The sequence below is a fragment of the Cyclobacterium sp. 10D3-21 genome (genome assembly GCF_055809755.1).
Genome location: NZ_CM147924.1, coordinates 1,027,145 through 1,050,194 on the forward strand (window position 1 = coordinate 1,027,145; position 23,050 = coordinate 1,050,194).

The following is a 23,050-nucleotide window of genomic DNA, read 5'->3' on the forward strand; positions in this document are numbered from 1 at the left end:
TCATCCCATTTGGGTTTAAATAAGTGCGCCGACAATAAATGTTTTATTTGATTTAAGGGTGTTGGAACAATTTATGTGTGTTCTTCTTTCAAAATTAACAGGAAATATAGGATGGGCTGTTGAGCTCAATAGTTGAGAAAATGTCCAAAATCCAATTTTATAAACCCCTAATTATTTCCCAATAGGACATCTAGCGTAAAATTTATTTTTGTAATCGTTTAGCCTTAAAAGGGTGTGATCGGTTCAACTTGAATAAGTTGTATGTACCATGAATAACTATTAACTTCACTTATTAAAAAATAAGTAAGATCAGGTTACTGGTTGCTTATGCAGTAGGAATTCCGAACCCTTTTCAGAAAGTCATTTTCAAAGAATTGTTTATTGCATATTTCGGTTTTAAATGAGTAAAAGATAAAATATCTAATATGAGTCAGATAGCAAAAAGTTTTCAAGAAGCACAAAAAGCCTTTTTAATTTTAAAGCAGCAAGGGAGCAAGAAAAGAGTCGCATTCTTAAAAGAAATAGCCAGTCAAATCGAGCTTTTGCGGGAAGATTTAATTCCTGTTGCGGCGAGAGAATCACATCTTCCTATAGGACGTATTACAGGAGAATTAGGGAGAACACTTGGGCAAATAATGCTTTTTGCTAATTTGGTAGAAGAAGGAAGTTGGGTGGAAGCCATAATCGACCATTCTGATCCAGAAAGAAAACCTGCCCCCAAACCGGATATTCGTAGAATGTTAAGACCAATTGGACCAGTCGTGGTATTTGGTGCCAGTAATTTCCCACTGGCATTCTCTACAGCTGGTGGTGATACTGTTTCGGCCTTGGCTTCAGGATGTCCTGTATTGTACAAAGCCCATCCTGCACATCCCGAGACATCAAGGATGGTTGCCAATGCTATAAAAGCTGCAGTGACGGTAAGTGGTATGCCTGAGGGGACATTCCATCATATAGAAGGGGGGATAGATACAGGACAAGAATTGGCTGCCCATCCTTTGGCCAAAGCAGTAGCTTTTACAGGATCCTTTAAGGGAGGTAAAGCATTGTTTGATGCTTGTAATAAAAGGGAAACTCCTATTCCAGTATATGCTGAGATGGGTAGTGTGAATCCAGTATTTGCAATGGAAGCCTATTTGAACGAGAACTTAGTTGCTGCTGCAAATGCTTATGCTGGATCTTTGGTTTTAGGAGTAGGGCAATTTTGCACCAATCCCGGCTTGATATTCGTTCCAAAAACACATGAAAAAGCTTTTTCAAGCCAAGTTGTTAGTCAGCTAAAGGAAGTGGCTGGAGCACCAATGCTTCATGAAGGGATTTGCAATACTTACCATCAAGCATTGAAAAAGCTTGCGGCATCAGATAAACTTGAGTGGCTTTTGACCACGGAAGCCACTCAAATCCTTACTGGGAATCCATCTCTGGCAAAAGTAAAAGCAAGTGATTGGTTGAATGAGGAAGCATTTCAAGAAGAAGTTTTTGGGCCTTTTGCCATTATGGTTGTATACGAATCTATTGAAGAACTTGAAAAGGTGGCAGTTAAATTAAAGGGCCAACTGACCTGTTCCGTATGGGGAAAATCGGATGAATTATCAACCAATAAAGATTTTCTAAATTTGGTAGAAGAAAAATGTGGTCGTTTGCTATTTAGTGGTGTGCCCACGGGTGTGGAAGTTGGACATGCCATGCAACATGGAGGGCCTTTCCCTTCTACGACAGACAGTAGAAGTACTTCAGTTGGGAGTTCAGCAATCAATCGTTTTGTTAGGCCGGTAGCCTTTCAGGACATGCCGGAAGAGTTATTGCCAGAGGAACTTGTGGAAAAAAACCCACTCCGAATTCTTAGAAAGGTTGATGGAGTATTTATCAGATAAAAAAGTACAAGCTTAAATTTTGTAAAGCTGATTTATAAGGGGATAAATGCCCTTTAAATCAGCTTTTTTCGTCTTTTTTATGTCTAATGAAAGGACACTGGCCTTGGGGGAAAGGTGAGCTGTAAGGTTTTAGAATCCTTTGTTTATAAAATTACAATGTCGTTGATGACACCCTTTCCGTATTTTTCAGCAATGAGTGCCACAACCTTTGATTTATTCATCATGATTTCTTTTTTCAAAGGACCAGAAGTGATCTTCACATAAAGGATTTTTTGCCTCACCGAGAGACTTTGGGTGCGGGAAGCCACCGTTTTACCCATCAATTGTCCCCATTCCTGAATCACGGTTTTTTCTGAGAATTTATCCTTGAGTCGATAGGTTTCCAAAAGTTCCTCGAAAACTTCCTTAAGTGGAGAGGTATGCCTATTTCTGGATGGCTCAAATGAATACTTTTTCATATAATAAAGATACGGGTAATAGCTTAGATAAATAATTTTGAAGCGATGTAATCTGCCAGAAGTTTCCCTTTGTCACTCAGGGTAATGAAACCATTCTCAATTTTTATTGCTTCTTGCTCTTTAAAGGTATTTAGTTTACTGGCTTGTTGAAGCAATAAGTCATAGCTGTATTTTTTCTTTAACCACTTGGTATCTACGCCCCAGATTGTTCGCAAGGAAGTGAGGATATATTCATTGATTCTGTCTTCTTCCGAAAGGTAATCCTCCTGAAAAGCCTGTTCTCCTAAACGTAGAAGGTTTATGTATTTGCCATTGTTACTAAGGTTATGCCCACGATGAAGCCCATCGAAAGAATGCGCACCTGGGCCAACACCGAGGTAGGGAATGCCTCTCCAATAATTGCTATTATGTATGGAGAAGGCATCTTTTTTTGCGAAATTGGATATTTCATATTGAATGTAATCAGCCTTTTTCAGGTATTGCTGCAAAATCTCAAATTGCGCTGCCTGAAATTCCTCAGAAGATTCCTTGAATTTACCTTTTTTTTCCCAAGCCCCCAGTACCGTTTTCGGTTCCACGGTAAGGCAGTAGCTACTGATATGGTCAGGGTTTTGTTCCAGCGCAGCTTCCAAATCTTTTTTCCATAAACCATGGTCTTCATGAGGAAACCCATAAATTAGGTCCATAGAAAGTGTTTTAAAACCGGCATTTCTAGCCTTATTTATTACATTAAGTGATTCTTCTGCATTATGGGATCGGTTATAAAACTGCAAAACTGAATCATGAAAACTCTGAATCCCGATGCTTAACCTATCTATTCCCAGGTTTAAAAGCGCTGTTAATTTTTCATCGTCGAGGTCATCAGGGTTGGCCTCAAGTGTTGCCTCCTGAAGCTTGCAATCAAAATTGTCATGGATGGTTTCCCAAATTTTCTGAAGCTGTTCGATGGGTAAAATAGAAGGCGTACCCCCACCAAAATATATTGTTTCAATAGGCATTTCCCTGGCTAAATAATCTTTTCTATTTACTAATTCCAGACAAATCATGTCTACCATTTCATTAAGATTCAACCTGTTGGTGCTAAAGTGAAAGTCACAGTAGCGGCAGGCTTGTAGACAGTATGGAACATGAATGTAAATACCCGACATATAATGATTTTAGAGGATGAGTGGATGTCCCAATTGCTACACCAGATTAATTTTCCGAGTAAATTTCAAGTATTTAATCTTCCTGATTTCCTTGAAATTGAAACAATTTCGGGAATTGTCAGGGCCATCTATTAAGAATCCTATTGGATAATCCGAGTATTCGCTCAATCTGTTTATTGTGGGAATTTTCGGGTTACTCTTTTTGCAAAGTTAAAGATAATTGGGTTTAGGTTTTAGTTTTTGGTGATAATTGCCTTAATTTTGTAACTCTCAGAAAAAAAGAACCCTAATCAATACTATTGATGAATATGAATCGAGTATTTCCGTTGCTTTGTTTGTCGTTTCTTATTTTGTTCGCTCCTGCATTTGCCCAGATGGATGTTAAAAAAAGTTTGGTGGCTAAAAATGTTGAATTAGTAAAAGTAGGGGATGGGTATGGTTTTACCGAAGGCCCGGCTGTGGACAGGGAAGGGAACATTTTTTTTACCGATCAACCGAATAATAAAATTTACCAGTGGAAATTTGGAACTGGTGAGATTATTGAATTTACAGATGCGTCTGGAAGGGCCAATGGTTTGTATTTTACCCGAGAGGGTGACCTACTCGCTTGTGCCGATATGGACAATCAGCTTTGGTCCTTTGATAAAGAAGGTAAGTCTAAAGTGTTAATTGAAAATTTTAAGGGTAAAAAATTGAATGGCCCCAACGATTTGTGGGTTAATCCCAGAGGTGGAATTTATTTAACAGATCCTTTGTATGAAAGAAAATATTGGGAAAGAGATCCCGCCATGCAGCAAGATGGGAATCACTTGTATTACCAGGGGAGTGATGGATTTCAGTTCTTCAGAGTAGATGAAAACCTTGTAAAACCCAATGGGATTGTAGGTTCTCCGGATGGGACAAAGCTTTATGTTGCTGATATGGGGGCCAAAAAAACCTATGTCTATGACATTGAGGAAGATGGCTACCTGACCAACAGGCAGGTTTTTGTAGAAATGGGTTCTGATGGAATGACCATAGACAATAGGGGCAACTTGTACCTCACAGGTGATGGAGTGACTATATTTAACAATAAAGGAGATAAGATTGGCCATATTCCGGTTGATCAAAAATGGACCGCAAATGTATGTTTTGGTGCAGGAGATAGAAAAACATTGTTTATCACTGCTTCAGAAGCTGTATATACACTTCAAATGAAGGTGAGGGGTGTTTGGTAAAAGGTGTAGCCTATATTTTTTTTGCTGTTTTATTATTTACGGCAGCTACAGGATCGGCACAAGATACTGCTTATTCACTAAAAATTAAGCTGTTTAGCCAGGGTAAGAATCTGAAAGAAGTGACAGAGTCATTTTCAGACAGTCTTGGATTAATTAATTATTCGCATGTGCTTGAGGATTCTTTACAGCTTGAAGGTTACTTTTATCCTGAACTTAAATTTACCTTTTTAAGTGATCGACAATTTTCACTGGAGATAAAAGTAGGCGAGCAGACCAAGTGGCTAGACCTAAGAAAAGGTAATATGGAACCTTGGATCATAAATAGGTTAAATAATCCGCTCCTAAAAGCAGGTAATAAGCCCTTTCGCTACAAAGAATTAAAAAGATTGATAGATAAAATTCTTGACATCGGGCAAAACAACGGTTATCCCTTTATCGCTGTCAAACTTGATAGTATTCAGCAAATAAACGATGGGATTTCAGCCAGTATCTATATAGACAAGGGGCCATGGATTACCTTCGATACCGTCAGAGTTTCCGGGAATTCCAAAACAAAGGCCATGTATTTGGCCAGGAAGCTAGGTATCAGACCAGGCGAACCTTTCTCCCAAAAGAAGGTAATGGATGCCATTAGAACCATTAAAAACATACCTTATATCAGTGTGGTCAGTACTCCCGAATTGTCTTTCCAAAATCAAGAAGCTACGGTATACCTTCCTGTAAATGACAGAAAGATTAACAGCCTGGATGGAATCATAGGTTTGTTACCGAATGAAATAGAGGCAAACAAGTGGTTGGTGACTGGTCAGTTTGATCTGCAGTTGTACAATGTGGCAGGAAGGGGAAGAAATTATGTACTTAACTGGCAACGCCTAAGTCAATACTCTCAGAATCTGAATATCGAAGCGAAAGAACCCTTTGTGCTTGGAACTGATCTGGATGTTAGCGCTTCCTTCACTTTGCTCAAAGAAGACACTACTTTTCTTAACAGGGCTTTTGAACTTAATATCGGGTATCAATTAAGCCCATCAGCATATTTAAGCTTCTTTGGAAAAAGGCAGGCAGGAGATTTATTGGCGATAAGCAATTACGAACAGGTTACCTCCTTGCCGGAAATAGCCGATTTCAGGTACAATAGTTATGGGGCCACTTTTACGATCAATCGTGTGGATGATATAATTTTACCCAAACGAGGATGGCAATCCATGACAATATTTGGATTGGGGAATAAGCAATTACTTGAAAACACAGGGCTTCCCCTAGAACTGTATGAAGGACTTAAAAAAACCTCCCTACAGTATTATATACAAGCTAAAATGGCTTATTATCACAGGTGGCAACAAAATTTAGGTTTAAAACTTGCTTTAAGCGCTGGGGACATGGACAATTCCAACCTATTGTTGAATGATTTGTTCAGGCTTGGGGGATTACAATCTATAAGGGGATTTAATGAAAATTATTTTTATACCAGCCGGTATTTTTATTTAAATGCAGAGCCAAGATTTTATTTTGGTACCTATTCTTATTTTTTATTATTTACGGATGTTGGCAGGGTAGAGAATAAGGTGGATAGTTCACCTGGAGAATGGCCTTTTTCCTTTGGAGGCGGATTAAACTTGGAAACTAGCGGTGGGATATTTAAATTCGTGTACGCATTGGGCCAGGCCGGTAGTCAGCCTTTAGGTTTTAATTATTCTAGAATTCATTTTGGTTTTACAGGTCGTTTTTAATGAGGTGGATTGGTCAAATAATGTTGTTAAAGGGATTGTTTTTATTGATGTTGTTCAGCTTTCCCACAAAATCGCTGGCTCAGGTATTGGTAAATTATGATTCCGCGGTAAATGAGAATTTTTCAGACAGTTGGCTCAAGCATAAAGAGTCCGTTACTGTATTGGTGGATGTGAATCAATTTCCGGATGCTTCCTGGCGGATTCGCATACCTGAGGGTACAGGATTGTTTTTAAACGATGCCTTATGGGAATATTACCCACGGGACACCATCTTGGTAATTAGCAATAACACCATCGTTCCATTTAAAAATAATGAAGGAAAATTAGAGATTACAGCTTTTAAGCGAGGGATATCACTTGAAGACTTTTCACTAAAAAAAGGATATTTCAAAACCTTAAACGAAAAGGAGGGCTCAGAAAATATTTTGGTGAAACGGAATAAAGATGAGATAAAGAATTTTTTCTTTATCGCGCTTATTGCCGTGTTGTTTTTAATTGCCATTTTTAGGGCCTTTTTTCCAGCGATTTTCAGTATTTTTTGGAACCCTAAGAGTGTATTTTCTATTGAAGACATTTGGGAATCTGGTAGTTTTTCGAAGATTTATTCTGCTGAATTATTATTTTACCTTGTGCTTATCAATATGTGTACTGGTTTACTTGTGATATTGGTTATTCACGGATTGGGCATTGATTTTTACGGTATGGGCTTGGATGGGGAAGTTGAAAAACTGGTTTACGGCTGGCTAATTTTTTCATTAATGCTTACAATTGTTACTTTTTTGAAATTTATTTGGCTGGGTACGGGGGCTTTTTTATTCAACCTAAAAAAGATAGCTTTTCCCCATTTCTTTTATTTATTAAAAGTTAGGGGATTTGCGCTTTTCATCATCATTTGCATGCTAATAGTTGTTTATGCAAACAATTGGGTTTCTCTTTACGAGCATTTCTCCTATTTGTATTATACTTTTTTTATAATATATTCTTTGGGTTTAATAGGTTTAGCAATATGGTTGTATAAAAAGAATGGATTTAATAATTATCATTTATTTTCTTACCTTTGCACCTCAGAATTGATCCCCTTTTTGGTTATTTGTAAATTACTCCTAGGATAAGGAAAAAAAATAATGATGACGCAAGCAACAAAAAACAGACTAAATCGAGTTAGGAGCATTTTGGTGTCACAACCCAAACCTACTGATGAGCGGTCCCCCTATTTTCACTTGACTGAAAAATATAAGATCAAAATTGACTTTAGGCCTTTTATACAGGTTGAGCCAGTATCAGTGAAAGATTTTAGGAAGCAAAAGATAGAAATCCTTAAACATACAGCAGTCATATTCACAAGTAGGAATGCGATTGATCATTTTTTTGGAATTTGTCAAGAGTTAAAGATTGAGATGCCTGCCGACATGAAATACTTTTGTATTTCTGAGCAGACAGCCCATTACCTCCAAAAATACATTGTCATCCGTAAAAGGAAATTATTCGTAGGTACTCGAACGGCTGCTGATTTATTTGATTTCTTTAAGAAACATAAATCTGAAAAATATATATTTCCTTGTTCTGACATAAGGAAAGACGATATTCCTCAATTCTTAAGTAAAAACAATATTGATTTTACGGAGGCCATCATCTACCACACGGTAGCTGCAGATTTATCAGACCTAAAGGATATAAAATATGATATTTTGGCTTTTTACAGTCCTTCTGGAATAAAATCTTTGTTTCAAAATTTCCCGGATTTCGAGCAAGGGAAAACCAGAATAGCTGCATTTGGCCCTACTACGGCCCAGGCAGTAAGAGAAATGGACCTTATCATGGACATTGAAGCACCACTGCCCAATGCCCCTAGTATGACTGGTGCATTGGAGTTGTATATAAAAAAAGCAAATAAAATCTGATTTCTTTTAATCTTTTTACTGGTAAATTCAGTTTAAATGTGTAGAATAGATTTCAAATTGCAAAATATCTTGTACGCATGAAGAAAAGAATTTACCTGTTGACCTTTGTGTTGTTTGGCATGGCTTATTTTCTGGAATTTCCGAAAGTCATTGCCCAACAGGATGCACAATTTACACAATATATGTACAACGGCCTTTTTTATAATGCCGCTTTTGCAGGTAAAGAGGAAGGTTATTCAATTGCAGCGCTTCATAGAAGCCAATGGTTAAATTATAGTACCAGTTCAGGGGCAGGTGGTGCACCTACAACACAGCTTCTTTCCTTTTCTGGAAGGATGAAAGGCGTTCCTCTTGGCTTTGGACTAGTAGCAGTTAATGATCAGATTGGGCCTTTTAATAACCAGGAAGTAGATCTATCACTTGCTTATCACCTTCGATTAGGGAGGGGTAACTTAAGGGTAGGTGCTTCAGGTGGTTTTTTTTCCAGTACGATAAAATTCGGAGAATTTTCACCAGTTAATCCTGATCCGAGTATACCTTCCAGTGGCGATGAAAACCAATTAAGGCCAAAAGCTTCTGTGGGATTATTGTATGATAGAGGTAATTTTTACTTAGGATTGAGTAGCCGAAGTCTTAATGAGCCCGCTTTTGATTTCGGAAGTGGTAGTTTAGCCAATCAACTTGAGAATCATAATTATTTACTAGTGGGTTATAAAATAAACACTTTCGCCCAGTTTAGTGTTGAACCTAGTATGTTGGTTAAATCAGTGTCTTTAAATACTTTTTCTTATGACTTTAGCGTTATAGGCACATATAATAAAAGTATTAGCCTCGGAATGGCTTATAGGGTAGAAGAATCGGCATCAGTTTTGCTGGGATATAGCTTATTAAAAGATAACTCCCTTAGATTAGGGTATGCATTTGACTTGGTGGTTGGTGGTGTTCAAGCGAAAAGACCATCTTCTCATGAGTTCATGCTTACTTATAATATACCTCAGGTATCGAAGCAAATTGACAGAATTATTCAAAGAACTCCGAGATTCAGGTTCTAGAATAAAGAATTTTATTGTAGGAAACCTTGCGATTTTCTAATAAAATCTGTTAAATTTCGAATTAGTTGATTGTTTAAATGGTTGAAAATGAATGTAGTTACTTTATTGTCATTTATGTTAAGAAAAATGAATCATAGCTTTTTGACCCTAATTTCGGGGTTATTAATAATGACACTACTTCAAGGTTGTGGGCTTTTTGGTAATAAAGGCACAGCTAGTGAAAAGCTCAATAGAAGAGGAGAGGTAACGGGGGTAACTGATAGAGCTGGGTGGCAGCAGTCACTGCCTTTTGAAATGGCACCTGTAAAAGCAGGAACATTCTGGATGGGTCAGGCTGATGAAGACATTGGTGTAAGCAGGGCTTCAACTAATAAGCAAGTAACTATTTCTGAATTTTTTATGGATAAATATGAGGTGTCCAATAATAAATACAGGCAGTTCCTTGAGGCTGTCGAAATGGGGGATTTGGCCCTAGGCACACCTACTACTCAGGCAGATCCACCTGAATTTACTTTAGAAGAATTATTGCCGGACACCACTGTTTGGTCACAAAGTTTTACGCACCATTATGGGGATCCATTGATGGAGTATTATTTTGACCACCCTGCATTTGACGACTACCCTGTAGTAGGCGTTAGCTGGGAACAAGCGAGGAAATTCTGTGAGTGGAAATCTTATCACATGAATGCCAATGATGAATCTGATTTTGATATGCCAAAATTTCGCCTACCTCTAGAAGCGGAATGGGAATATGCAGCCAAAGGAGGTAAAGACATTGCCAAATATCCATGGGGAGGACCCTATATTAAAAATCGAAGAGGCTGTCTGATGGCTAACTTTAAACCTGGAAGAGGTAATTATATAGATGATGGCTTTGCGTATACTGCGCCAGTAGATGCCTTTGCACCGAATGGATATGGGCTTTACAATATGGCTGGGAATGTGTCGGAGTGGGTAGAGGATGCGTACAATCCAGCAGCCAATGCCATGATCTGGGATATGAATCCAACCTATATTGATTCTACCGAAAGCCGTAAAGTTGTTAGAGGCGGATCATGGAAAGACGTTGGGTATTTTTTAGAAACAAGTTCAAGGAATTTTGAGTATCAATTTGTTCAGACAGCACATATTGGCTTTAGAACAACCATGACCTATATTGGAAGATCCGGATCTATGAGTTCAAACTCAAACAAAAGAAGTCGGCGATAATTTGCCTTAATCAAGTAAATACCATACTAGCAAACCGTTATTAATTTTTATTTTTAAATAATATGTCTACAAAAAACAACACTTTCGCTTATAAGTTCTACGGCTCTATAATGCCTAAAATTTACGGCATAGGAGCCGCTATTGTAATTCTTGGTGCAATGTTCAAAATTTTGGATTGGCGTTTTTCATCCATAATGATTGGTGTTGGCTTGTCCACTGAAGCAGTCATATTTTTTCTTTCTGCCTTTGAACCAAAAAGTGAAGAACTGGATTGGGCTAAGGTTTACCCTGAACTAAAACTTGAAGGTCAAAGTACAGGGGCTACCCCAAGAAGAGCCGTGGCTCAAAACACTGACCAAACTTCTCAAAAGCTGGATGAAATGTTGGGCAAAGCTAAAATTGGACCAGAATTAATTGAGAGTCTGGGAAAAGGCATGCAAAATCTTGCAAGTACAACAGAAAAATTGGGCAATATCACTGACGCTACCGTAGCTACCAACGATTATGCGCAGAATGTGAAAAAAGCATCTAAATCCATGCTTGAGATCAATGAATCTTACACCAAAACGGCAAGCGCTCTTGCTGAGATGTCCTCAGCATCTGAAGGGGCAAAAGCATATAGAGACCAATTGGTAAGTGTAACCAGAAGTCTTTCTGCCTTAAACAACGTGTATGAAGAGGAATTGAAGGATTCCAACATGCATGCGAAAACCATTAATAAATTCTATTCCAATATTTCAGTGGCAATGGATGGCATACAGGAAGCTGGTAAGGAAACCGAAACGTTTAAAACTGAGTTGGCAAAACTTAACAAAAATGTCCACTCACTTAATAATGTGTACGGTGGTATGCTATCAGCCATGAAGGGTTAATAGCTCATGATTCCAATCAATTTTTTATTCCTATAATTAAGATAAAGTAAAATAGCTTATGGCCGGTGGTAAAGAAACACCAAGACAGCGGATGATCGGGATGATGTACTTAGTATTGACCGCTTTGCTGGCTTTACAGGTAAGTAATCAAATCCTACAAAAATTTGTATTGATCAACGATGGGTTGGAAAGAACTTCAAAAAATTATGTGCAGAAAAACCTGTTTTCTGTTAATATTATCTCTACAACGGTAGAACAGCAAGGTAATAATAAGGTGGATATTCCCAAAGTGGAAGCCGCTAAAGCAATTAGGCAAAAGAGTTCAGATCTGGTTAGTTACTTGGAAGAAGCAAAAACCAAGTTGATAGAAGAATCCAATGCCGTTGATGAGCAAGGTAATTTCAGAACTTCTGCATTGAAAAATGTAGATATCCCAGGTAATATCTTCAACAACAATCGATTGGGCTACGAGATGCAGGAGAAGTTGAATGGTTTTCCAGAAGAAATTGAGCAAATTCTTGGTGAGTTGAAGATCAACAAGTCCTTTGATAAGATTGCAAAAGATGCAAATGAAATTGATCTTTTTAAGAATGATGTGGACGTTAATTTCAAGGATTATGTAAACCTTAATTATGTCAAATCACCAATTGGTGCGGTTTTAGCCATTATCAGTCAGCATCAAAATGAAGTATTGAATATTGAAAGTGAAGCTTTGACTGAAATCACCAATTCACTCGGATCATTTATATTTGAAGCAGATAAATTGAAGGCCAGAATTGCTGCCAATTCCAATGTAGTTGCTGCAGGTACTACCTTCGAAGCTGAAATGTTTTTGGCTTCCTCTTCTTCCTCTACAGAGCTAAATATGACTGCCGGTGGTCGACCAATACCTGTTGAAGAGGGGTTTGGTAAAATTAATTTCTCTGTACCTCCAGCCTCAAGTTATGATGACAGGGGACTAGCTGCCAGATCACTTAAAGGTGAAATCAGAGTTCCAATAGGGGGGGTCGACAGTGTATTTACCATAGATTACGATTATTTTGTTGCCCAACCTGTTATCAAAGTGAGTTCTGAAGTGGTCAACCAGCTTTATGCTGAATGTGCCAATGATTTGGTTATAGAAGTCCCTGCATTGGGCAATACTTATGCACCTTCTTTTGCTGTAACTGGAGGACAAGCCATCAAAGGCTCCAAGCCTTCAGATGTTACCATTGTACCAGCATCCTCTGGAAAAGTCGTTATAGGTGTGTCTAGTGGTGGCAATAAAATAGGTTCTGTGGATTATGATATCAAACCAGTACCTGCACCAACCATACATCCATACAGTGGGGACAGACAAATAGACCTGTCAACCCCGACGCCTGCAAACCAATTGACAAATCTTCAGATTAGAGCCATTGCTGAACCTACCTTTGGTAGAACAATGACAAGAGATGCCAATTTTGAAGTTACTGGTGGAGAAGTAAGACTGGTTAGAAATGATGTGCCACGTGAAAGTGTTTCCATTTCTGGGCAAAATGTAGCGGTTAGAAACCTTTTGGCTCAGGCGCAACCAGGTGACCGATTGATGGTAATTGTGAAAGAAGTGACACGGACAAATTTCAAAGGGAATAAAATCAAAAGTGCTGTGAACGAAGTTTATCCAATTTCCATTAAGTAATATCCTGGAAATTTCATCGTTCTATATTTAAATGAGAGAAGTCATGAAAGAATTAAGAAAAGGTCTTGGGCTGCTGACAGTTGGTGTTATTGCATGTTGTTTTTTTGCACTGCCTGCTTTTTCCCAAAACAATGCTAATTCTGGAAATCCAGGAGTAGATGTAGGTGATGGAGGATTTGCCATGGATACAATTTATTCTGTGCTACCGATAAGAGAATCTGACAAAATGTACCAAATTGGTGTGTGGAGAAGGATTGATCTAAGAGAAAAGTATAACCTACCCTTCTATGGTACTGGTGGCTTGAAATTGGATGGTATCATGATGAATATTTACGATGCTGTGGTAGACAATTCTATTGAAGTATTCGCTGATGAGGAATTTAATGAAAGATTGTCTATAACAGATTTTCAAACCAATTTCTTGACAGCTGAAAATGGAGATTCAATTTTTGTAAAAGATTTGTATTATTTAGATTTTAGAGAGGATTTCGTTTTCGATAAAAATCGTTCTGAAATTAGGTTTGATGTTAAGTACATCGAACTAGTCATGCCATCTGAAACCAATTATGATGTAGGGCAAAAAACCATTGCTTTTATTAGGTACAGGGATTTTTACAATTACTTCAGTACCCAGGAAACCGGTCAGTGGATGAATTTCGAGAATACGTCCAAGAACTTATCCTACAGTCAAGCTTTTGATTTGAGGTTATTCCGTTCGGTGGTTAGGAAATATACCAACCCTGATAATGCATTAATAGTAGATATGGTAGATTCCGATGATCCCAACAAGGAACTTCAAGCTTATTTGAATTCTGTTGAGTTTGAATACGAACTTCTGGAGTGGGAAAACAACCTTTGGGAGTGGTAAGTAGATAAAGACATTTATATATATTAAATAAAAGCAGGTAATGAAATACCTGCTTTTATTTTTTGCTAATGGTTTCCCATAGCTTCAAACCTTTGTCTTGACCAATTACGGCTACTATTTCCTCTTTGGTAGCCGATTCTATTTTTTTGTAGGATTTAAAATGCTTCAATAACTTCTGAGCAGTAAGATCACCTATCCCTTCAATGTTTAGAAGCTTACTATTAAGGGCTCCTTTACTTCTAAGGTCTCGATGAAAAGTGACAGCAAAGCGGTGGGCTTCATCTCTAACCCTTTGAATTAATCGAAGAGATTCAGATTTTTTGTCAATATAAATGGGATATTGGTCAAGTGGGAAATAAATTTCCTCTAATCGCTTGGCAATACCTATTATTGGAATCTTTCCATAAAGTTCTAAGTCTCTCAAAGCAGAGACAGCAGAAGACAACTGACCTTTGCCTCCATCAATTACAATTAGCTTAGGGAGTGGTTTCTCTTCCATTACAAGCCTCTTGTACCTCCTGAATACCACTTCTTCCATACTTGCAAAATCATCTGGACCAACTACCGTTTTTATATGATAATGCCGGTATTCTTTTTTTGCGGGTTTGCCATTTATAAAACAAACCATGCTGGCCACTGGGTTAGTCCCTTGAATATTGGAGTTGTCAAAGCACTCTATATGATTAGGCAACTCGTTTAAAGAAAGGTCTTTCTTCAATTGGAGCAATACCCTGTTTTTTTTGTCCTTTCCTTCATCTGCAAAGGATAATTTTTCCTTTTTGTAATAGAGTGCATTCTTAAGACTTAACTCTATTAGTTTTCGTTTGTCGCCTATTTTGGGTTGAATTAAAGACAAACCTTCTGGACTTTCTTCAAAGTCCAGGTTTACCAAAACCTCCTTTGCATCGCTTAAAAATTGATCTCTAAGCCTAATTATGGCTGTTAAAAGTAATTCCTGATCAGACTCATCCAGCTTCTTTTTTAATTCTACTGTTTTACTTAATGTGATGGCACCATTTTTTATCCGCAAGTAATTCACGAAGGCAAATTTCTCCTCACTTACTATGGTAAAGACATCCAGACTATCCGTATTAGGATTGATGACAAGGGATTTTGCATGGTAGTTTATTAGCGAATCAAACTTGTCCTTATATTGCTGCGCAGCTTCGAAGTCCAGGGATGCTGCGCTTTCCTGCATTTTTTCCTTAAAATAGCTTTTGGCCAAACCCATGTTCCCCTTGAGTATGTTTTTAGCCAACTCTATATCTGCAAGGTAATTTTTTTCATTCTGAAGTCCTTCGCATGGCCCTTTACAATTGCCAAGATGGTATTCCAAACAAACTTTGTATTTGGAAGCAGTAATTTTTTCAGGTGAAAGATCCAGCCTGCACGTTCTTAAGGTAAATAAGGAATGAAGGAGCTCTAATACATTGTTCATGGCCTTACCGCTTGCGAAAGGCCCGAAATAGGTGCCCTTAGAGGGGATTACTCTTCGCGTGCTGTAGATCCTTGGAAAATGTTCGTTCGTGAGTAAGAGGTAGGGATAAGTTTTGTCATCCTTAAGAAGGATGTTGTATTTGGGTTGGGTTTTTTTAATTAAATTATTTTCTAGTAATAGCGCATCAAATTCAGAATTGACGATGGTAATTTCGATCTTTCGGATCTCCTTTACCATTTTTTTAGTCTTTTGATTGATTCCGGTGTTTTTATTAAAATAACTACTGACCCTTTTTTTTAGGTTTTTGGCTTTCCCTATATAGATAAGTTTATCCTCAGCATTGTAATACCTGTAAACTCCCGGCAATTCAGGCAGCTGATTGTGATTCTCAGGTAAATAGGATGGGGATTGCATGTCCATATAGACAGTAGTAACCGTTATTTATGCTTATTAATCGAATTTGTTGGCAAATGGTTTAAATAAAAAATGGCGTTTTATATGGGGAAATCAATTTAAAAACAGTCAAATGTATTTATCCCACCAACCAATGCAATAGTATTGACCTAATTACCATTGATTTTACATTAAGTGTCAGGCTTCAAAACCAAACCTGACACTTAATAGGGATTAAAAATCAGTTGAAGTTGCGTCATAGTCGAACTCCTGATATTCCTCAGTTTCCAAGTCATATTTAGAGCAATCAATTTCTATACTTATGGGCCTTTCTGGTTTGGGAAATGGCCCTTTTGTAATGCCTAAAGAAGGGTCTTCGTAAACTTTGCTCATGTATTTTGACCAAATTGGTCTGGCAGTTCTTGATCCCTGACCATTTATCCAGCTTCTAAAGTGGATGGCTCTGTCATCGCCACCTACCCAAACACCGCTTACCAGGTCTTTTGTAATGCCCATGTACCAGCCATCAGAGGCATTTTGAGTCGTTCCGGTTTTACCTCCTATCTCATTTCCTTCATCCCTTATACTCCAGGGTAAACCTTGACTGGTTCCACCTTCTTCTTCTGTACCACCTCTGAGCATATAGACCATGATGTAGGCATTCTCCTCGCTCATTGCATTTCTTTTTCTAGGGATAAATTGATGGAGAACATTGCCATTTTTGTCTTCAATTCTGTCTATATAGATAGGTGTAATGTGTTCGCCTTTATTGACAAAGGTGCTAAAGGCACCTACCATTTCCATAATAGAGACATCCACTGTACCCAAGGCAAGTGCTGGAACAGCCTCTAGCTTACTTGTGATCCCAATTCGATTAGCTGTCTCTACAACCACAGCCGGGCTGAGTTTTTTCATCATGTAAGCAGTGATTGAGTTGACAGATTGTGACATGGCAGACCTGATGGTCATCCGCTCATGAGTAAATTTGCCATCTGCATTAGAGGGTCTCCAGGTAGGTTGATTTGGAATGTTAATTTCCACAGGTTGATCAATTACTGTATAACATGGGCCATATCCATTTTCTATGGCAGCAGCATATACGAAGGGTTTAAAAGTGGAGCCTGGTTGTCTTTTCCCTTGTTTTACGTGATCATACTTAAAATGAGTGTGATTTACTCCTCCTACCCAAGCTTTGATGTGTCCTGAATGAGGATCCATGGATACAAATCCCGTCTGTAGAAACTTCTTATAATACCGCATGGAATCCATGGTACTCATTAATGTATCAATGTTCCCTTCGTAAGAAAAGACCTTCATCTTTTTCTTTACATTGAGTTGAAAATCTATACTGTCTTTATTGTCTCCATAGCGTGCCTTTAGGTTTCTATAGGCCTCAGTCCTTTTTACAGCATTCTCTATGAATTCAGGGATGACTCTTCGACGGTTGTCAATCCATGGATCCCTATTACCCATTTCTTCTTCAAATTTCTTTTGTAGCTCAGACATATGTTCCTGAACGGATTCTTCTGCATATTTTTGAAGACGGCTATCTATTGTAGTGTATACCTTAAGACCATCTCCAAAAAGGTCATAGTTACTTCCGTCTGGCTGTAGGTTTTCTTTGGTCCATTTGATCAAGTCTGCCTTAACAGCCTCTCTGAAATAAGTCGCCAAACCTTCATTATGACTTTCTACCTGGTATTCTAACTCCAGTGGTATCGATGCAATGGAATCAAATTGAGCTTGAGAAATAAAATCTCCATTTTTCATTTGAGCCAAAACAGTGTTTCTCCTTCTCGTAGAATTTTCCGCGTTGTAAACAGGGCTATAGTAGGAAGGTGCTTTCAGTAAACCCACCAATGTAGCGGATTCTTGTACGTTAAGGTTTCTTGTATCCTTATTGAAAAATGTTTTGGCGGCTGTCTTAACACCAAATGCATTGCTGCCAAAATCAGAAGTGTTGAGATACATGGTCAATATTTCATCCTTGGTATAGGCGCTTTCCAATTTAGTAGCAACAATCCATTCCTTGGTCTTGATGATGATCATTCTCAATACAGGAATATTACTTAGGGATCCTTGGGAGTCTCCTGACCGGGTTTTAAAAAGATTTTTGGCAGTTTGCTGACTAAGGGTACTTCCTCCCCCGGCATTTTTCTGCATCAAAATAATGGATTTAACAAATACCCTGGCCAAGGCTCGTGGGTCAATCCCAGAGTGATCCTCAAACCTTTCGTCTTCTGTTGAAATTAATGCATTAATAATATTGGGAGAGAGTTCATTATACGTGACTGGAGTTCTGTTTTCTCTAAAGTATTTACCAAGTAAGATACCGTCTGCAGAGTAGAGTTCGGAAGCCAACTCACTATCAGGGTTTTCCAGGGATTCGAATTCTGGCATTTCTCCAAATAGGCCAAGAAAATTTGCATTTACTGATACTACAAATAGGACGAAACCGACCAATCCTAAAATGAAAACAAGCCACATGTACCTGATTATTTTAACATAAAGAGGCTTGGTATTTTTATTTTTAATTTTACTCATATTAAATGTCAATAAGCTTTCTTATAGAAAGATCTGTATTCCTCAATGTCTTTCCTTTTATTGAGTTGTTGAAAATTCTCAATTGAAATTACAAAACTACTATTTTTTATTTCCTCAGTTAAGGAATCATTATTAAAACTATTTAAAAAGGCCTCTTTATAGGCAATTGACTTCTCTGCATTTGAAAATGGGCTAATGATCAAAATGGTTGTTTCTCTGCCAAGTGATATTGTTCCCGTTCTTAACCGTTCATTGGCAAAGTTTGAATTGTGAAAACTTTCGAGTGCAGCGGTCAGGTCACTTGCCTTTTCCGCCACTGAGGTGTTCATTGGCAATATAAATATATGGGTTTGATTAAGGTTTTCTTTGTATGGAGATTCAATATTTGGATCCTCAGGTAAATCTACTGAAATATCTGAAGTTACTTCTTTTTCATCATTGTCTTTAATATTTGGAGTGGTAGTCTCCTCCTCATCTTCACTTACCGCTTTCAATAATTTTTCTGCAAAGTTCAACAGTTCTTCTTCCTTTGTTTGCTGTAAATAAGTTTTTAGACGGGCCTTGTAAGTCTCCAATGGCTCTAACTGGCCTGTGATCATAATGTCGAGTAACAATAATCGATCCGTATTTTTTGTTAAGGGGTATTCATTGAGTGTCTGCCTTACAATTTTTTTAGCCTCTTCGTAGGATCTCTCCTTAAAGTAACCATAAGCAATTTTATAATTTTCACCTGAGGCAAGATTTGCCTGAGATCCGGACACCTTATCTGGATTGTTGATGGACTTGGTGAACTGAGAATTCGGGAATTCTTGATTCAATAACTGGGCGTATCTTTCAGCATCTTTATTTAAATCTTTTGTGGCCAAATATAAGGTGTAAAAGGCTTCTGGTTTTTTCTGGGTTTCAGGGTATTTTTCAATTAAAGCTTCCAGATATTCAATGGATTTTTCTGGTTGCCTGAGGTCGAAATAAAGCAATTTCCCCAGATTAAAGTAAGCTTCCTCCATCTGTTCCAGCATTTTCTCACGAAGTTCTGGGGAATTTGGAATTTGGTTCAATAAGGATGCTTTATCCGGAAGATTTGAATTGATGTTGTCGGATGTATTTTCACTTTCTGCAGTGGCTTTTTCATTGGCAATATTGCTTTCCTCCAAATTGGCGGCTTCTTGAAAACCTCTATCGCTGCTTCGCCAATTATCGGTGAGTTGTCTATTTCCCCACATTTGCGAGAATTCCAATGCCCCTTTTTGAATCGCAACCGGATTGTCCCAATAAAAAGTAGCTCCTGAGCTTCCCCCGCTACTTCCGAAAGCCAGTAGGTTTTCAAATACGCCCTGAGCCTTCTTTTCTTTGTTCATCTCCGCTTCTTTGATCAGCCGTTCTTCCTCTTTAGCTAAAAAATCATCGACAAATTCTTCTTGGGCTTCTGGGCTGAGTTGGCTTAGCTGAATGAGACTATCATTGGTGGTTAGCAACTCAAAATTCATAGCATACTGATCAAAAATCACTTTTTTTGCAGCGAGTAGTCCATAATTCTTATCAGTCTCTTTAAATTTTGACAAGGCACTGTCCAGATAGTATTTAGTTTTTAAAAAATCTTCTTTTTCGTTAAGATATACTTCAGAAAGTGCTTCGTAAATGTATCCTTTTTGCCTGTCGTTTTCTGTTATTTCCTTTGCAGCGAGGGAATACAACCGAATGGCTTCATCCAAATTCCCTTGTTTTTTTTCAAAGCGGCCTTTTTCAAAAAGTATGACATCCCTAAAGTCAATGTTTTTGTTGTCCTTATAAAGGTCGTCATAATAATCCCTTACCCGTTTTAGGTCCTTGCTTCGCTCAAGTTCTGCCACTTGTTGGGAATATAACTGCGCAAAAAAGGTGCGTTCATAATTTGGACTTCCAGAAACAGATTTCTGGTAATATTCGTAGGCAAATGCATCCAAGCCAGCTTTTTGATACAGCTGGGCCAATATGAAATTAATTCTTGAAGCTTCTGAATTGTCGGTGGTATATTCAAGAGATTTGAACAATGATGGTGCCATCAAATCCATTTCCTCTCTGGCTTCGTAATAGTATGCCAAAGTCTTGTAAAGGTATTGTTTGTTTTCATCGATGATATTTTCTTCCTTGGAAAGAAAATCAATAACAAAACTAGCGTCCTCGAATTGTCCGTGATCAATAAAAGACCTTAAAAGCTGTATCAATGCAATATGCCTGACATCGTCCTGCTCACTGTTGACATTTAAGAATTTAAAAGTGTTTTGGGCATCTTCAAATTGGCCCCTGTAATAGTCAACCTTACCAATAAGAAAATAAGAGGGATCGACCCATTTACTTATCTTATGCCAATCGACTGCTTTGGAAGCCATTTCTCGCGCTTCCTTCAGAAGTTCTTCCTTGGTTTCAATTGTCGCACTGTCTATGGGGTAAAAAACAGGCAGTACCTGAGAAAAATCTTCTTGGTATTCATTTTCTATTTCGTTCTCTAATTCTAGAAGTTTTTCTTTCGCATAATAATAGGCATTGAATTTGGCCGTTGTGTTATGGTACAAACGGTTGGTAAAGGTGTCTTTCTGCGAAGAGCAGGAAGGCAACAGGTTCAAGGCAAGAGCCAAAAAGAAAAATAAAAGGTTCCTTTGCAATGTTTTTAAGTTTGAATTCCTGTCCAAATTAGTTCTTTTGGAATAAATATTTAAACGAAAGGAATTAAATTCTATTTTTGTAAAAAATAAATATCTAAAACAAGTGTCCATTGAGCCTTAAACAGAAAATAAACGACTGGATAGAAACCAGATTCCTTATAGTAATTAGAAAGGAAGAGGACTTCTCGGTCATTACCTCTTTTAATATTACGAAGATCAGGGTTGGATTATTGTTAGTGCTTGTATTTATGACCTGTTTTTTGATTTCTCTATTTTTATCCAAAAGTTTATTGGCCAGGTGGTTTGACCCGGTTTATATAGAGACAGAAAATATGGTGAAGATCCATGCGCTATCTGAAACGATTGATTCCTTGATTCTGGAAGTAGATGCAAAGGATCAATATGTCAAAAACATTCAAAGTGTCATTTCGGGAGAGTTTGAAAACGATAAGCCGGTAAGGCCTGATACTGCAAATAAACTGGTGAACAGGGGAGAAATAGATCTTTATAAAAGCAGTGATGCTACCAAGCAAATTATTGGCGAGTTTGAATCGCTTCCTTTAGAGGAAACGAGTTTTGGAAGGATAAGTAGCGGTTCATTTTCAGACAATTATTTCTTCCCTCCTGTAAAAGGAGTTGTGACAAGCAGCTTTTCTGCTAGTCAAAATCATTTTGGCGTGGATGTAGTGGCGGCAGAAAATGAACCGGTGAAAGCGATAGCTGATGGGACGGTGATTTTCTCTAGCTGGACGTTAGAGACCGGCTATGTAGTAGCAGTACAGCATTCGAATGAATTGATTTCGATTTATAAACATAATTCTGTAATATTGAAATCCATTGGAGACCCTATCCGTGGTGGGGAGATATTGTCAATTATCGGAAATACCGGTGAGCAAACTACAGGGCAGCACTTGCACCTTGAACTGTGGTACAGAGGAAATCCACTCGATCCCCAAGAATTTATTACTTTTGATTAGATATGGCAAAAAATACTGATGATAGAAAAAACACCACAGAACTGGTTACCTCCAGTAACTTGGTGGCATTAGGAACAGTTATAGTAGGAAATATAGGCTCTCAAGGAAATATCCGTGTAGAAGGCACTGTGGATGGCTCTTTGGATTCTCAAAAAAAGATTATCATTGGAGAATCGGCAAAAGTAAATGGAGATGTGAGAGCTGGAGATGTGGAGATTTCAGGTCAGATAAAAGGAGATATCTATTGTTCCGAATCCCTTTACCTTAAAAGATCAGCCTTGATCTATGGTGACATATACACCAAGAAATTAATCATAGAAAACGGCGCAGAATTCAACGGCAAGTGTAATATGGGTAATAATAGCCAGTTAAAAGTGGAAAGAAAAGATGGAGAAACCAAAAAACAAGCCTCCTCAAACTGATTCTCCACAATATGTGAAGTACTTTGGGTTGGCTTTTCAGATGTGCACCATTATAGGTCTCGGTAGCTATCTGGGATATAGGATACATTTAAAAAGCAACATGGAGTTTCCACTTTACTTATTACTTGGCTGTTTTATTTCTACAGCGATAGCCTTTTACCAGCTTTTCAAATCAATTTCCCCAAAGGGTAAAAAATAAAGTCAGGTTTTGCCTTTCATTATACGCCAAGAAAAAAATAATAAATGAAGGCTTTATTTAAAAATCCATTTCTGAGTTTACTTTTTTTTACCATGCTCCTGGCAGCAATTATATGGCTTTTTCAGCAATTATTGCCAGGACCTTGGTTCCATATCTTGATTTATCCAATACTATTTTTCTTTGCTGTGCTTACCGGAGTCACAGGATTTTTGGCTGGTAAATTGATGAAATTAGAAACATTTACTAGTGTTTCTGTCATTTTGGGTACCACCATTATTAGACTTCTTTGCTGTATTGTCTTCGTTTTTTTGATTTTATGGCTAGGTCATGAAAATTTACTTTGGTTTGTTGTGGATTTCTTTATCATTTATTTGTTGTACTTATTGTTTGATATGTACGGCTTAATAACTAATTTGCGCCTTCATTCGAAATAGGGGATAAAAATT

Annotated in this window: 20 protein-coding genes; 15 read left to right on the forward strand and 5 right to left on the reverse strand. The window is 37.9% G+C overall.

All coding sequences use genetic code 11. The features are described from left to right. Positions 1–425: 425 nt before the first annotated feature. Positions 426–1,874, forward strand: a complete 1,449-nt coding sequence (locus AC0L7T_RS04310) for an aldehyde dehydrogenase (NADP(+)) (RefSeq protein WP_473341249.1) — start codon at positions 426–428, stop codon at positions 1,872–1,874. A gap of 143 nt (positions 1,875–2,017) precedes the next feature. On the opposite strand, the gene AC0L7T_RS04315 is transcribed toward AC0L7T_RS04310, so the two are convergent. Next, a complete protein-coding gene (locus AC0L7T_RS04315) occupies positions 2,018–2,332 on the reverse strand; it encodes a DciA family protein (protein ID WP_473341250.1) in 315 nt (104 codons plus the stop codon). A gap of 23 nt (positions 2,333–2,355) precedes the next feature. Beyond that, the gene (gene hemW, locus AC0L7T_RS04320; RefSeq protein ID WP_473341251.1) at positions 2,356–3,480 is read right to left on the reverse strand and encodes a radical SAM family heme chaperone HemW; all 1,125 of its coding nucleotides are present in this window, start codon (positions 3,478–3,480) and stop codon (positions 2,356–2,358) included. On the opposite strand from hemW, the gene AC0L7T_RS04325 reads away from it, so the two are divergent. The 10 genes from AC0L7T_RS04325 to porN all read left to right on the forward strand — a co-directional run bounded on the left by AC0L7T_RS04325 (position 3,460) and on the right by porN (position 13,989). Then, a complete protein-coding gene (locus tag AC0L7T_RS04325) occupies positions 3,460–3,615 on the forward strand; it encodes a hypothetical protein (RefSeq protein ID WP_473343413.1) in 156 nt (51 codons plus the stop codon). The two genes, hemW and AC0L7T_RS04325, sit on opposite strands and share 21 nt — an antisense overlap. A gap of 167 nt (positions 3,616–3,782) precedes the next feature. After that, complete coding sequence (locus AC0L7T_RS04330; RefSeq protein ID WP_473341252.1) at positions 3,783–4,697, forward strand: SMP-30/gluconolactonase/LRE family protein; 915 nt, start codon at positions 3,783–3,785, stop codon at positions 4,695–4,697. Next, entirely contained in the window at positions 4,691–6,427 is a 1,737-nt protein-coding gene (locus tag AC0L7T_RS04335) for a BamA/TamA family outer membrane protein (RefSeq protein ID WP_473341253.1), read from the forward strand. The genes AC0L7T_RS04330 and AC0L7T_RS04335 overlap by 7 nt, the downstream gene beginning before the upstream one ends. Beyond that, positions 6,427–7,539 (forward strand): DUF4271 domain-containing protein, encoded by a 1,113-nt coding sequence (locus AC0L7T_RS04340; protein WP_473341254.1) that lies wholly within the window; start codon positions 6,427–6,429, stop codon positions 7,537–7,539. The genes AC0L7T_RS04335 and AC0L7T_RS04340 overlap by 1 nt, the downstream gene beginning before the upstream one ends. A 15-nt stretch (positions 7,540–7,554) precedes the next feature. Then, a complete protein-coding gene (locus tag AC0L7T_RS04345) occupies positions 7,555–8,328 on the forward strand; it encodes a uroporphyrinogen-III synthase (RefSeq protein WP_473343348.1) in 774 nt (257 codons plus the stop codon). A 77-nt stretch (positions 8,329–8,405) separates the two neighbouring features. Beyond that, the gene (locus tag AC0L7T_RS04350) at positions 8,406–9,380 is read left to right on the forward strand and encodes a PorP/SprF family type IX secretion system membrane protein (protein WP_473341255.1); all 975 of its coding nucleotides are present in this window, start codon (positions 8,406–8,408) and stop codon (positions 9,378–9,380) included. 114 nt (positions 9,381–9,494) lie between these two features. Next, complete coding sequence (porK, locus tag AC0L7T_RS04355) at positions 9,495–10,589, forward strand: T9SS ring complex lipoprotein PorK/GldK (RefSeq protein WP_473343349.1); 1,095 nt, start codon at positions 9,495–9,497, stop codon at positions 10,587–10,589. A 62-nt stretch (positions 10,590–10,651) separates the two neighbouring features. Then, entirely contained in the window at positions 10,652–11,461 is an 810-nt protein-coding gene (gene porL, locus AC0L7T_RS04360) for a type IX secretion system motor protein PorL/GldL (RefSeq protein ID WP_473341256.1), read from the forward strand. Between the two features lie 58 nt (positions 11,462–11,519). Beyond that, on the forward strand, positions 11,520–13,121 hold the full coding sequence (gene porM, locus AC0L7T_RS04365) for a type IX secretion system motor protein PorM/GldM (protein WP_473341257.1): 1,602 nt from the start codon (positions 11,520–11,522) through the stop codon (positions 13,119–13,121). Between the two features lie 43 nt (positions 13,122–13,164). After that, a complete protein-coding gene (gene porN, locus AC0L7T_RS04370; protein ID WP_473341258.1) occupies positions 13,165–13,989 on the forward strand; it encodes a type IX secretion system ring subunit PorN/GldN in 825 nt (274 codons plus the stop codon). Between the two features lie 55 nt (positions 13,990–14,044). Here the strand turns inward: porN and uvrC are convergent, their stop codons facing one another. The 3 genes from uvrC to porW all read right to left on the reverse strand — a co-directional run bounded on the left by uvrC (position 14,045) and on the right by porW (position 21,006). Next, positions 14,045–15,841, reverse strand: a complete 1,797-nt coding sequence (gene uvrC, locus AC0L7T_RS04375) for an excinuclease ABC subunit UvrC (protein WP_473343350.1) — start codon at positions 15,839–15,841, stop codon at positions 14,045–14,047. Positions 15,842–16,054: 213 nt separating this feature from the next. Beyond that, the gene (locus AC0L7T_RS04380) at positions 16,055–18,364 is read right to left on the reverse strand and encodes a penicillin-binding protein 1A (protein ID WP_473341259.1); all 2,310 of its coding nucleotides are present in this window, start codon (positions 18,362–18,364) and stop codon (positions 16,055–16,057) included. A gap of 8 nt (positions 18,365–18,372) precedes the next feature. Next, positions 18,373–21,006 (reverse strand): type IX secretion system periplasmic lipoprotein PorW/SprE, encoded by a 2,634-nt coding sequence (gene porW / locus AC0L7T_RS04385; RefSeq protein WP_473343351.1) that lies wholly within the window; start codon positions 21,004–21,006, stop codon positions 18,373–18,375. Between the two features lie 110 nt (positions 21,007–21,116). On the opposite strand from porW, the gene AC0L7T_RS04390 reads away from it, so the two are divergent. Genes AC0L7T_RS04390 through AC0L7T_RS04405 form a run of 4 tightly spaced genes read left to right on the forward strand, consistent with a single transcriptional unit; the run spans position 21,117 to position 23,038 of the window. Continuing rightward, positions 21,117–21,983: a M23 family metallopeptidase gene (locus AC0L7T_RS04390; RefSeq protein WP_473341260.1), complete on the forward strand. Its 867-nt coding sequence runs from the start codon at positions 21,117–21,119 to the stop codon at positions 21,981–21,983. Between the two features lie 2 nt (positions 21,984–21,985). Continuing rightward, positions 21,986–22,405, forward strand: coding sequence for a bactofilin family protein (locus tag AC0L7T_RS04395; RefSeq protein ID WP_473341261.1), 420 nt, complete (start codon positions 21,986–21,988; stop codon positions 22,403–22,405). A 40-nt stretch (positions 22,406–22,445) separates the two neighbouring features. Next, complete coding sequence (locus AC0L7T_RS04400) at positions 22,446–22,604, forward strand: AtpZ/AtpI family protein (protein ID WP_473343352.1); 159 nt, start codon at positions 22,446–22,448, stop codon at positions 22,602–22,604. 44 nt (positions 22,605–22,648) lie between these two features. After that, positions 22,649–23,038, forward strand: a complete 390-nt coding sequence (locus AC0L7T_RS04405; RefSeq protein WP_473341262.1) for a hypothetical protein — start codon at positions 22,649–22,651, stop codon at positions 23,036–23,038. Positions 23,039–23,050 lie beyond the last annotated feature (12 nt).

Bases quoted from the DNA above. Each gene is read 5' to 3' on its own strand.
- AC0L7T_RS04400 (WP_473343352.1), top strand. From the start codon at position 22,446: ATGTGCACCATTATAGGTCTCGGTAGCTATCTGGGATATAGGATACAT.
- porM (WP_473341257.1), top strand. From the start codon at position 11,520: ATGGCCGGTGGTAAAGAAACACCAAGACAGCGGATGATCGGGATGATG.
- AC0L7T_RS04395 (WP_473341261.1), top strand. From the start codon at position 21,986: ATGGCAAAAAATACTGATGATAGAAAAAACACCACAGAACTGGTTACC.
- AC0L7T_RS04340 (WP_473341254.1), top strand. From the start codon at position 6,427: ATGAGGTGGATTGGTCAAATAATGTTGTTAAAGGGATTGTTTTTATTG.
- AC0L7T_RS04310 (WP_473341249.1), top strand. From the start codon at position 426: ATGAGTCAGATAGCAAAAAGTTTTCAAGAAGCACAAAAAGCCTTTTTA.
- AC0L7T_RS04380 (WP_473341259.1), bottom strand. From the start codon at position 18,364: ATGAGTAAAATTAAAAATAAAAATACCAAGCCTCTTTATGTTAAAATA.
- AC0L7T_RS04405 (WP_473341262.1), top strand. From the start codon at position 22,649: ATGAAGGCTTTATTTAAAAATCCATTTCTGAGTTTACTTTTTTTTACC.
- AC0L7T_RS04345 (WP_473343348.1), top strand. From the start codon at position 7,555: ATGACGCAAGCAACAAAAAACAGACTAAATCGAGTTAGGAGCATTTTG.
- AC0L7T_RS04315 (WP_473341250.1), bottom strand. From the start codon at position 2,332: ATGAAAAAGTATTCATTTGAGCCATCCAGAAATAGGCATACCTCTCCA.
- AC0L7T_RS04330 (WP_473341252.1), top strand. From the start codon at position 3,783: ATGAATATGAATCGAGTATTTCCGTTGCTTTGTTTGTCGTTTCTTATT.
- porN (WP_473341258.1), top strand. From the start codon at position 13,165: ATGAAAGAATTAAGAAAAGGTCTTGGGCTGCTGACAGTTGGTGTTATT.
- AC0L7T_RS04325 (WP_473343413.1), top strand. From the start codon at position 3,460: ATGAATGTAAATACCCGACATATAATGATTTTAGAGGATGAGTGGATG.
- porL (WP_473341256.1), top strand. From the start codon at position 10,652: ATGTCTACAAAAAACAACACTTTCGCTTATAAGTTCTACGGCTCTATA.
- AC0L7T_RS04350 (WP_473341255.1), top strand. From the start codon at position 8,406: ATGAAGAAAAGAATTTACCTGTTGACCTTTGTGTTGTTTGGCATGGCT.
- uvrC (WP_473343350.1), bottom strand. From the start codon at position 15,841: ATGCAATCCCCATCCTATTTACCTGAGAATCACAATCAGCTGCCTGAA.
- porK (WP_473343349.1), top strand. From the start codon at position 9,495: ATGTTAAGAAAAATGAATCATAGCTTTTTGACCCTAATTTCGGGGTTA.
- hemW (WP_473341251.1), bottom strand. From the start codon at position 3,480: ATGTCGGGTATTTACATTCATGTTCCATACTGTCTACAAGCCTGCCGC.